This is a genomic window from Moorena sp. SIO1F2 (genome assembly GCF_010672755.1).
In the GTDB taxonomy this organism is placed as follows: domain Bacteria; phylum Cyanobacteriota; class Cyanobacteriia; order Cyanobacteriales; family Coleofasciculaceae; genus Moorena.
The window spans coordinates 1-10552 of sequence record NZ_JAAHFV010000230.1; the positions used below are offsets into that span (position 1 = coordinate 1).

Genomic DNA, 10552 nt, shown 5'->3' on the forward strand with positions numbered 1-10552 from the left:
TCACTCCCTAATATCCAACGGCATTTTATCAACGATATGCCCACAGTTTCCACATCTTTTAGAACTAGGAAACCATCGGTCAATCTTAATTAAGTCTCGACCATACCACTGGCATTTGTAATCCAGTTGTCTAGTTAATTCCCCCCAACTAGCGTCGCTAATAGCAAGGGCAAGTTTATGGTTCTTAACCATGTTTTTTATAGCTAAATCCTCAACGACAATCGTTTGGTTTTCGCGTACCAGTTGAGTAGTCAGCTTATGCAAAAAGTCTTTACGGGTATCAGTTATGTGTGCATGTACTTTAGCTACTTTTAGTCTAGCTTTTTGTCTGTTGTTAGAACCTTTCTTCTTGCGAGACAGGACTTTTTGAACACGTCTTAATTTCTTGTGTAACCCCTTAAAGTGCTTGGGATTAGTAATCTTTTCTCCGTCACTAGTAGCGATCAAGCTATTTATTCCCACATCCAAACCGATAGACTTATCAGTTTTTGGAAAAGGCTTAATAGTATGGTCATCTACCAGAAGAGATACATACCAACGTCCTCTAGCATCCAACTTGACAGTAATAGTAGAAGGAGTGCAATTTTCAGGTATTTGTCTACTCCATCGGATTGGCAAGTGCTCAGAGCATTTAGCTAAAAATACTTGCCCATTCTTCCAACGGAAAGCCGACTTAGTAAATTCAGCACTACCGCCATTATGTTTCTTTTTGAAATTGGGATATTTAGCACGTCCTGCCCAGAAATTCGCAAATGCTTTTTGAAGGTTCCTCAAGCCTTGTTGAAGCGGTACACAGCTAACCTCATTAAGGAAACTAAGCTCTTCTTGCTTTTTCCAACTTGTTAGCATTGAGGATGTTTGTGCATACCCAACTCGTTCTTGATTCTCATACCAAGCTTGAGTCCTAGCAGCTAAAGCCATGTTGTAAACCAACCGAGTACAACCCAGTGTCCGTCGCAAGAGAGTTTCTTGCTCGGTCGTTGGGTAAAAGCGATAGCGATAGGCACGTTGAATCATACTCACATTATACACCACTTATTGTGAAGTCATACAAAGCGAGCAGGGCGGCGAATCCTGCTCACCGTTAAGCTTCGCGCTTAACGGAAGTCTCCACGCCGAAGATAGATGAACAAGACCGCAAAGAGATTGCTGAGGTACTGTCTCGTCTGCTAGCGGACACTTATACCCTATACCTGAAGACCCATGCTTTCCACTGGAATGTTACCGGACCAATGTTCAACTCCCTACACCTGATGTTTGAGCAACAGTACAATGAGTTGGCTTTAGCAGTGGATGCGGTAGCAGAGCGGATTCGTACCCTAGGCTATCCTGCTCCTGGCAGCTACAGTCAGTATGCGCAATTATCGTCCATCCCAGAAACCAGCGATGTTCCCGAGGCTGAGGAAATGGTGCGCTTGCTAGTGGAAGCCAATGAGGCAGTGGTACGAACTGCACGGTATGTTTTCCCAGCCGCTGAACGTGCTAACGATGAGTCCACAGCTGACCTGTTGACCGAACGAATGAGCATACACGAAAAAACGGCTTGGATGCTGCGCAGTATTTTAAAATAAGCTTGTAATTATGTACATAGATCCCCCCTAGCCCCCCTTAAAAAAGGGGGGAATTAGATTCAAAAGTCTCCCTTTTTTAAGGGAAACGGGGGATCTGAATCAGGGATTAACAAAATTGACATGCTCCCAATATGAAGGATGAAATAGTTCAATTTATCGGTTGTTCAACAACTGGTATGTTTTGCTCTATATGTATTCATCCCTAACTATTTATCTTTGTTCCTTTCTCTTTCATACTTTATCCTTTAGGTGAAGCGGTCAATACTTAGGAATTGGACTGAAAAACAATTGGAGCGCTAAAGTGTTCCTGATCAAACGAAGTAACTGCCTTGGGTAATCCAAGAGTAAACCTACTACCAACACCTCGTTCGCTGTATACTTGCAAGCTACCGTGGTGGGCTTGAGCGATCGCATAAGCAATTGCCAGCCCTAATCCGGAACCTCCTGTGTGACGAGAGCGATCGCTATTGACTCGATAAAAGCGATCAAAAATTCGCCCTTGGTCTTCTGGGGCAATACCAATCCCCGTATCTTCTACCTGGATCACCGCCTGTTGGTCGCTCTTGTCTAAAATAACAGTTACTTTACCACCCACAGGGGTGTATTGGATACCATTAATAATTAAATTAGAAACTAAGCGATAAAGCTGCTCAGAATGACCCACAACCTCCAGAGGAGTTTGCACTCGCACCGAAGATGTCAACGTAATCTCGGCAGCGATTGCCAAGGCTGCTAATTCCTCAACTAAATCGCTAACTAGGTCATTGAGACAGCATGTCTGGTTACCCACAGATGCCGGTTGTCTATCTAAGCGAGACAACAACAACAAATCCGCAACTAACTGACTCAGCCGCTGATTTTGACGTTCAACAATTTCCAGAATGTTTCGTGCTTCAAGTTGATCCAAGCTAGGCATCAAAAGCCCCGATTCAACCGTTGCCAGTGTCGCAGCTATCGGTGTCCGTAGCTCGTGGGCAGCATCAGCGGTAAACTGTTGAATCTGTCTATAGGATTGGTAAATAGGTTCCATTGCCAACCCTGCTAACCACCAACTGCCACTGCCGACTAAGATCATTGCCATTGGCAGCCCTAATGCCAAGATTAATTTTACCGTATTGAGGTAGTCGTTGAGGTATTGGAGAGAGTGCCCCACCTGCAAATACCCCCAATCCCGCTGATCTTGAGTATGTAGCGATAGAGAAATTTGATGATAAGAGTTGCCCTTACCATCGGAAATGGTTTGCCAAGGTGCTTGATTAAACACGTGGGGTAATCCCTCTGGGTAAGTGCCTGCAATGGCAATTAAACGTCCTGAGGTATCAAATAGCCGGATGTAGTAGTGACCTTGGCTAAGAGCACTGAGGATGTGGCGCTGGGAACTCACCAGTGGTTTAGCACAGTTAACTCCAACGATACACAGATTCGGTAAAAGTTCCCCAATTATCGGCTCTACCTGTCCAGGTTCCTTGAGTTTCCATTCGAGACTATCATGGAGTGTCCCCGCAACGGATTTTAACTCCCGGTCTGAAGTGACTAAATGGGTATGAACGATCCCTCTGTAAACACCAAATCCCAACAGGCTCAAAATAAACCCCATGACGATGGCATAGGAAAGTGCTAATTTCCCACGAGTCTGGTTAAATAGCTTATTTCGATTCATTATTTTTTCAAATTGAGACGATACCCCAAACCATGCACAGTTTCAATCGGAATCCTGGAGTTGATTGATTCAAGTTTCCGACGTAGCAGGCGCATTTGAGCTGCCACTACGTTACTAATCGGTTCTGCATTCACTTCCCAAAGTTGATTGCGAATTTGGTTGGTGGTCATCACCTGATTCGGATGCTTCATGAAATACTCTAAGAGCTGGAATTCTTTATTCGTGAGTGGAATGTCGAGTTTCTCACCGTTAGCAGCAAGACGATGAACCGTTCGGTTACCATAGTCTAAAATAAGCTCACCCACCTGGAGTTGTTGGGGCTGGAGTAGGGGTGTTCGCCGGTGCAAGGCTCTAACTCTTGCTAGCAACTCTGCCATTCGGAACGGTTTCACTAAATAGTCATCGGCTCCCGTATCCAAACCCATCACTCTATCTTCCAAGCGGTCTTTTGCCGTTAGCATCAAAATAGGTAAGGGATTATTACGATAGCGTAACTGACGCAGTAACTCTAGTCCCGATAGCCCTGGCAGCAACCAGTCGAAGATAGCTAGGGTATATTGGGTTTCGTGGTTGTTTAAATAACCCCAAGCGTCAGTGCCGTTAACAACCAAGTCCACCACGTACTTTTCTATATTTAACGCTCGCTTAATTGCAGCACCCAAGTCTGGCTCATCTTCAACTAGCAGTACTCTCATCTGTCTTTTCCCGCTGGATACTTTGTCTATAGTAGCGATATGCGGGAAAGAAAGCGGGGCAACGCCTAACTTTCCTTGGATAAATTAGCTTAAAGCTGCACGAACCTATAGCTAATGTATGTCAATCCTAATTATAAAACATAGATTGATATAAATATATGTAATCAAAATGAAATTGTGACAGCCATTAACAAATATCAAAAAATCAATTTCCGGCGTTGCTGATTTTGGGTATGGTTTCGCCCCCCTAGCCCCCCAATTATGGGGGGAACAAAACTATCAAAGTCCCCCAAATTTGGTGGATTTAGGGGGCTTTAACAAAACCAGGTGATCGCGCATTCATTCCTTAATTCAGCAACGCCCAATTTCCTACTCTCAGAAGCTGAAGGCTTACCAAAGTCCTAAAAAAAATAATTTCATTGATACCTAACATTTCATCCTGATTTCATATTTGCTTGTGATACTTAATCAAGACGACAGCAAATGACCATCCTGACATCTTAGGTGTCTGGGTGGAGGCTATGGTGACTACTTGCACCCTCTGCTGAGCATAAAAAGCACTGATCCATTATGCACAAGACAGAAACAATCCTGGCTTCAACGTTTACCTTTTTGCTGCTGATAGCGATCGCACCAGTTGCTGTTTTCGCCCATGCCGGGCATGGTAATGAGTTCCAAAGCGGAACCGAAGCCACGAGCAATCCGGAAGGAATTAAGGTAGATGCGACAACCGCTAGTCAAATTGGGATTAAACTCCAATCCGTCTCTAGGCAGTTTTTGGATATTGGTATTAAAACCACCGGGCAAATTGAAACCCAGCCCAACCAACAGGCGCAAGTAACAGCGCCGATTCCCGGTACAGTTGCTAAACTTTTGGTCAAACCAGGTCAGAGGGTCAAAAAAGGTCAAGCGGTTGCTGTCATCTCTAGCTTGGAGTTAATTGAATTGCGGGTTGAGTCTCTCGACAGACTGACTGAAGCTAAGGCAACATTGGGAGAAGCTGAGGCAAATCTCGAACTAGCTAGGGAAAATTTAGAACGTCAGCGTCAAATTGCTGCTGCTGAAATCGATGAAGCTGAAACTCAGCTAGCAGTAGCCCAAGAAGAATACGATAAAGACCTAGCATTAGCAATCGAAGGTGCTCTGGCTCGACGTCAGATGCTAGAGTCGAAAACTAAGCTAGCAGAGGCTAAAACCTTACTGAAAAGAGCATTTAGCCGTCGGGACGTTCTGGAAGCAGAAGCAGAACTAAAACGGGCTCAAACAGCGGTTAAGGCTGCCAAATCTCGGGTTCAACTGAGCGATACTACCTACAAAACCCGATTGGAACAACTTAGTAATTCTGCTAATGAGCAAGGAAAGGTAACGGTGCTTGCTCCAATTTCCGGTACAGTAGCGCAATGGCAAGTAAGCTTGGGTGAATCCTTTGAAGACGCAGGTGGTCAACTGATGACGATTGTTAACAATAATCAAGTCTGGGCAACTGCTAATATTTATGAAAAAGACTTATACAAGGTAAAAATAGGTCAAAAGGTCAGATTAGAAGTTTCTAGTCTGCCTAATCAGACTTTTACAGGTCAAGTTAGCCAAATCGACCCTATCGTGGCAGGTCAGACACGAGTAGTGCCAGTGAGGGTAAGGTTGGATAATCCTGGAGGGCAACTAAAACCAGGAATGTTTGCTCAATTAAATATTCTTACTGATAAAACCAGTGTAGCTACTTTAGCGATTCCTCAAGATGCTTTGGTGGATGCTAATGGTAAGCAACTGGTTTATGTAGAAAATGGTCAGAACTTTTATGAACCTGTAGAACTTGCTCTTGGTTCAAGTTTTGGCGATTTGGTGGAAGTCAAGAGTGGTTTATTTGAAGGTGACCAGATTGTGGCTGAAGGCGGGGTGATGTTGTACGCCCAATCCTTAAGGGGTGGCTCTAAAGCTGATCACCATGAACATGACCATGAACATGAGCAAGAAGGACATAATCATCAGGCAACATCGACTAATGTTAATGTTGCTAGCCTACCCTGGTGGTGGGTTTTTCCTGTAGGAGGGGTGATTACAGCTGGTGCTTTTATGGTGGGACGCCGCACTGCTTCACAATCAAGACCAGCACCTATAGAAATTTCAGATGAACCGACCAATAATAACTATCATTCCACTGCTGATGTAAAAGCAAATGGGCAGAGCAATGCAGATGGCTATTTAGATTCGGCAATTCCTAATCGTTTCGTAAACAGGCAATAATCAGCAAGGCTGTAGGTAAGACCAAAATGCTTAACTCGATCCTGAAGTGGTCTATTGCTCGACGCTGGCTAGTTGTAATTGGCGCTATCATCGTCACAGTTTGGGGATTTCGCATTGTTTCCCAAATGCCCTTAGATGTATTTCCCAATTTTGCTCCTCCCCAAGTTGAAATTCAAACGGAAGCACCGGGATTGGCTCCAGAAGAAGTGGAATCTTTAGTCACAATGCCTGTCGAAAGTGCGATCAATGGCATTCCTGGATTGACTACAGTACGCTCGTCTTCGGGAGTAGGCATTTCCGTAGTAAAAGTTATCTTCAAATGGGATACTAATATCTATCAAGCTCGCCAGTTAGTAACTGAACGGTTACAACAAGCTGCTGCCAGATTACCCGAAGGAGTAGAATCACCGCAAATTTCTCCCCTTTCCTCCCCCATTGGTACCATTCTCTCCTACGCTTTTACCATCGACGAAGATGTAGAGACGCCAGATGTCCCCTCTAAAATTGACCTAATGGCTGTGCGTCGATTGGTTGATCGAGATATTACCAACCAATTATTGGCCGTAGCAGGGGTAACTCAGGTAATTGCCTATGGGGGAGATGTGCGTCAGTATCAGGTACTGGTTGACCCTGCCAAGTTAACCGCTTTTGATGTTTCCTTAGCAGAAGTTACCGAAGCAGCAGCAGCAGCAAATACTAATGCGGCGGGTGGCTTTCTGATTAGTCCAGACAAGGAACTATTAATTCGAGGCATTGGACGAGTTGAGTCAATCGAGGATTTAGAACAATCGGTGGTAGTAGCACGTAATGGCACACCAGTGCTGCTTTCTGATCTCGCTGATGTCCGCATTGGTGCTGCCTTGAAGCGGGGTGATGGTAGCTTGGATGGGAAAAAAGCGATTGTGGTGCTAGTTAACAAACAGCCCCTGGTTGATACTCCTACTGTTACTAAAGCTGTAGAAGCAGCAATGGAGGAAATTAAAGGGGGTTTGCCGGAGAATGTCAAGGTTACTGTTACGTTCCGCCAGTCCGATTTTATTGATTCCTCAATTAAAAATGTCAGGAATGCCCTACGGGATGGCATCATCATTGTTTCTATTATTTTGTTTCTGTTCTTGATGAACTGGCGCACTGCCATTATTACCCTAAGCGCTATTCCTCTGTCTTTGCTGATTGGGATGATGCTACTCAATCTCTTTGGTTTGGGAATTAATACCATGACTCTGGGAGGATTAGCTGTAGCAATTGGGTCAGTGGTGGATGACTCGATTGTGGACATGGAAAATTGCTACCGGGGATTACGGAAAAATCAGCAAGCAGGAAATCCTCTCAACCCTTTACAGGTGGTTTATAACACTTCAGTGGAAGTGCGAGTAAGTGTGCTGTTTTCTACAGTAATTATCGCTGTAGTCTTCGCACCAATTTTCACCCTTACTGGTGTTGAAGGTCGTATCTTTGCACCGATGGGAGTAGCCTATCTAGTGTCCATTTTTGCCTCTACATTTGTAGCCCTGACCCTGAGTCCAGCTTTGTGTGCTTTCTTGCTTGCTACTGTACAGTTACCAGAAGAAGAAACTTGGGTAGCGCGGTTTTCCAAAAAACTATATCAGCCATTAATTCGGTTTTCTATTCATGCTCCCAGTCTAGTTTTGCTAACAGCAGTAGCAGGGTTTGTGGCTTCTCTAATTATTTTTACCTCTCTAGGACGAGTCTTCTTACCAGAGTTTCAGGAGCGATCGCTTGTGAATGCTTTCACTCTCTATCCCGGTGTCTCTCTGGAAATGACGAATCGGGCTGGTTCAGCCATGGAACTAGCTCTCAAAGATGACCCCCGGTTTGAGTCAGTGCAGTTACGTTCAGGGCGTGCTCCCGGTGATGCTGATGCTGGTAGTGTTACTCTGGGTCATTTGGATGTGGAAATTTCAGAGGAGGGGATGAAAGACCGAAAAGCAACAATTGAGAAACTCCGTGAGGAATTTGCTAAGTTACCAGGGGTAGCCCCTAGTATTGGTGGTTTTATTTCCCACCGCATGGATGAAGTCCTCTCAGGAGTTAGGAGTGCGATCGCAGTCAAAATTTTTGGTCCGGAACTTTCGGAATTACGAACTATTGGTGCTCAAGTTCGAGATGCCATGCAAGATATTCCTAGTGTGGTGGATCTAATTCTTGAACCCCAAATTCCGATTAAACAGGTGCAAATTACGTTTGACCGCGCTGCTGCTGCTCGTTATGGTCTTAGTGTTGGTCAGCTTTCAGAAATTGTTGAAACTGCTCTCAATGGTAGAGTTGTCTCGCAAGTACTGGAAGAGCAACAGTTATTTGATTTAGTAGTATGGTTGAAAGCCGAATACCGCAATAATCTTAATACCATTAGCAACCTGCTAGTTGACACTCCCACGGGTACTAAGATTCCTCTTGCCCAAGTTGCTCAGATTAGTTATGGTAAGGGACCCAACACCATCAACCGCGAAAATGTTTCTCGTCTGATTGTGGTCTCAGCTAACGTTGCTGATCGAGATTTAGGTAGTGTAGTTGAAGAGATTCAAGCCAAAGTCAAGGAGAAAGTACAATTACCTTCCGGTTACTTTATCCAATATGGAGGACAGTTTGAATCAGAACAACGAGCATCTCAAAATTTACTAGTATTCGGTACTCTGGCACTGATTGTGATTGCTGTTTTAATGTACTTTGCTGTCAAGTCAATTTCAGCAACAGTAATGATTATGCTCAATCTGCCTCTAGCATTAACTGGGGGAATTTTTTCCGTTGCCCTCGGTGGTGGTATTCTCTCTGTTGCTTCCATGGTAGGGTTTATCACTCTTTTTGGTGTTGCTACCCGCAATGGTTTACTTCTGGTAGATAATTACAACAATAAATTGGCTCAGGGAATGCCTTTAAAGCAAGTAATTATGGACGGTTCAACGGAACGATTAGTGGCAATTTTAATGACGGCTTTGACTTCAGCGTTAGGGATGGTTCCTCTCGTAATTGGCACGGGGGCAGGGAAAGAAATTTTACAGCCATTGGCAATAGTTGTTTTGGGAGGGTTGTTTACGTCTACAGCTTTAACCTTATTGGTATTACCAGCTTTGTATGCTCAGTTTGGTCGCTTTTTCATATCTAAACCAATCAATCCAGGGATTTTACCTGAAGAATTAAATTCATCTTTTAAAAGTGGTTCAGTGGTGGGTGAATAGGTAAGCTTAAGCGCTACGCGCACGCTACGCGAACAGCGGTCAGCTTAAGCGCTACGCGCACGCTACGCGAACAGCGGTCAGCTTAGTCAGTGTCAACTGTTTTACTGGTTATCAAAAAAATAAATTAGTTTTAAAGGAGTAAAACTATGGGTTCGTGGTTGCAGTCAAATTTAATTGTTCTCTCTAGTGTGGGATTGATATTTATAGCCTCCTGCGGCAATACTACGAAAGAGACTACTCAAACTACCTCTTCAGAAACTGTCACCAAAACTGAGAAGGTTGATTCCTCTCCCCATGATCACAATCACTCCCAAGGTGGTCAAGTGATTGAATCTGGTTCTTATCATTTAGAGTTGTTACCTATCGTAGAAAAACAGGGAATTCACTTAGACTTTTTCCTACAACAGGGTGAGGAACACAAAAGTGTATCTAATGCCAAAGTCAAGGCTCAAATCCAGTTACCAAATGGTGAGCAAAAGAATCTAGATTTTAGCTATGATAAGGCTGGTAAACATTACGCTGCTTTTTTACCAGGGAAAGCTACTGGGGAATATAAGGTGGTCATTCAAACTGACATTAACGGTAAAAAAATCAACGGTCGCTTTTCCTTTAAACAATAAATATTGAATAACTTTTGTGGGTAAAGACATCATGAATCGTTTGGTTAGCGCATTACTAGTTAGTTCTACTTTATTGCTGGCTCAAAGTTGTTCAACACTAGGGCAATCTGGAGATGCATCTGTTGAGGGAGATAAACACCATGGTCACCATAATCACAATGAGCATGGTCATCACCATGGTAGCCATGGTCACGTAAATAAACCATCTGTAAATACTAAAGCTATACTAACGACTCCCTCAACAATTAATTTAGATAAACCAAATAATTTGGTAATTGAGATTCAAGACTCTGAGGGAAATGCTGTTCCTGATTTTGAGGTTTTCCAAGAAAAAATAATGCATTTAATTGTAGTCAGTGATGATCTTGATTTTTACGATCATATTCATCCTGATTATAAAGGAAATGGACGCTTTGAAGTTGAAGCTAATTTTCCTAAACCTGGTGATTATACTCTTTTTAGCGATTACAAACCAACCGGAAAACCAGAGCGAGTTTCGGTAGTCAAAGTAAAAGCACCAGGAACTAGTTCATCTATAACTGAGATAGAAATTAAGAATACTAAA

General features: G+C 43.6%; 6 protein-coding genes and 2 pseudogenes. 5 read left to right on the forward strand and 3 right to left on the reverse strand.

Features of this window, described 5'->3' with window-relative positions:
* Positions 1–3 precede the first annotated feature (3 nt).
* A pseudogene (locus tag F6J94_RS22915) lies at positions 4–1017 on the reverse strand (RNA-guided endonuclease InsQ/TnpB family protein); the annotation flags it as partial.
* Positions 1018–1121: 104 nt separating this feature from the next.
* On the opposite strand from F6J94_RS22915, the gene F6J94_RS22920 reads away from it, so the two are divergent.
* Complete coding sequence (locus F6J94_RS22920) at positions 1122–1571, forward strand: Dps family protein (RefSeq protein ID WP_293044454.1); 450 nt, start codon at positions 1122–1124, stop codon at positions 1569–1571.
* A 265-nt stretch (positions 1572–1836) separates the two neighbouring features.
* Here F6J94_RS22920 and rppB read toward each other — a convergent pair whose 3' ends face one another.
* Entirely contained in the window at positions 1837–3231 is a 1395-nt protein-coding gene (gene rppB / locus F6J94_RS22925; protein ID WP_293044444.1) for a two-component system sensor histidine kinase RppB, read from the reverse strand.
* The gene (gene rppA / locus F6J94_RS22930) at positions 3231–3926 is read right to left on the reverse strand and encodes a two-component system response regulator RppA (RefSeq protein WP_293018059.1); all 696 of its coding nucleotides are present in this window, start codon (positions 3924–3926) and stop codon (positions 3231–3233) included. Before rppA ends, rppB begins: the two co-directional genes overlap by 1 nt.
* Positions 3927–4496: 570 nt before the next feature.
* Here rppA and F6J94_RS22935 point away from each other — a divergent pair.
* The 4 genes and pseudogenes from F6J94_RS22935 to F6J94_RS22950 all read left to right on the forward strand — a co-directional run.
* On the forward strand, positions 4497–6170 hold the full coding sequence (locus F6J94_RS22935; RefSeq protein ID WP_293044446.1) for an efflux RND transporter periplasmic adaptor subunit: 1674 nt from the start codon (positions 4497–4499) through the stop codon (positions 6168–6170).
* 26 nt (positions 6171–6196) lie between these two features.
* A complete protein-coding gene (locus tag F6J94_RS22940) occupies positions 6197–9367 on the forward strand; it encodes an efflux RND transporter permease subunit (RefSeq protein WP_293044448.1) in 3171 nt (1056 codons plus the stop codon).
* A 146-nt stretch (positions 9368–9513) separates the two neighbouring features.
* Entirely contained in the window at positions 9514–9987 is a 474-nt protein-coding gene (locus tag F6J94_RS22945) for a hypothetical protein (protein WP_293044450.1), read from the forward strand.
* A gap of 16 nt (positions 9988–10003) precedes the next feature.
* A pseudogene (locus tag F6J94_RS22950) lies at positions 10004–10552 on the forward strand (hypothetical protein); the annotation flags it as partial.

Excerpts from the sequence above, each read along its gene's own strand:
- rppB (WP_293044444.1), bottom strand. The coding sequence starts at position 3,231 with ATGAATCGAAATAAGCTATTTAACCAGACTCGTGGGAAATTAGCACTT.
- rppA (WP_293018059.1), bottom strand. The coding sequence starts at position 3,926 with ATGAGAGTACTGCTAGTTGAAGATGAGCCAGACTTGGGTGCTGCAATT.
- F6J94_RS22935 (WP_293044446.1), top strand. The coding sequence starts at position 4,497 with ATGCACAAGACAGAAACAATCCTGGCTTCAACGTTTACCTTTTTGCTG.
- F6J94_RS22940 (WP_293044448.1), top strand. The coding sequence starts at position 6,197 with ATGCTTAACTCGATCCTGAAGTGGTCTATTGCTCGACGCTGGCTAGTT.
- F6J94_RS22945 (WP_293044450.1), top strand. The coding sequence starts at position 9,514 with ATGGGTTCGTGGTTGCAGTCAAATTTAATTGTTCTCTCTAGTGTGGGA.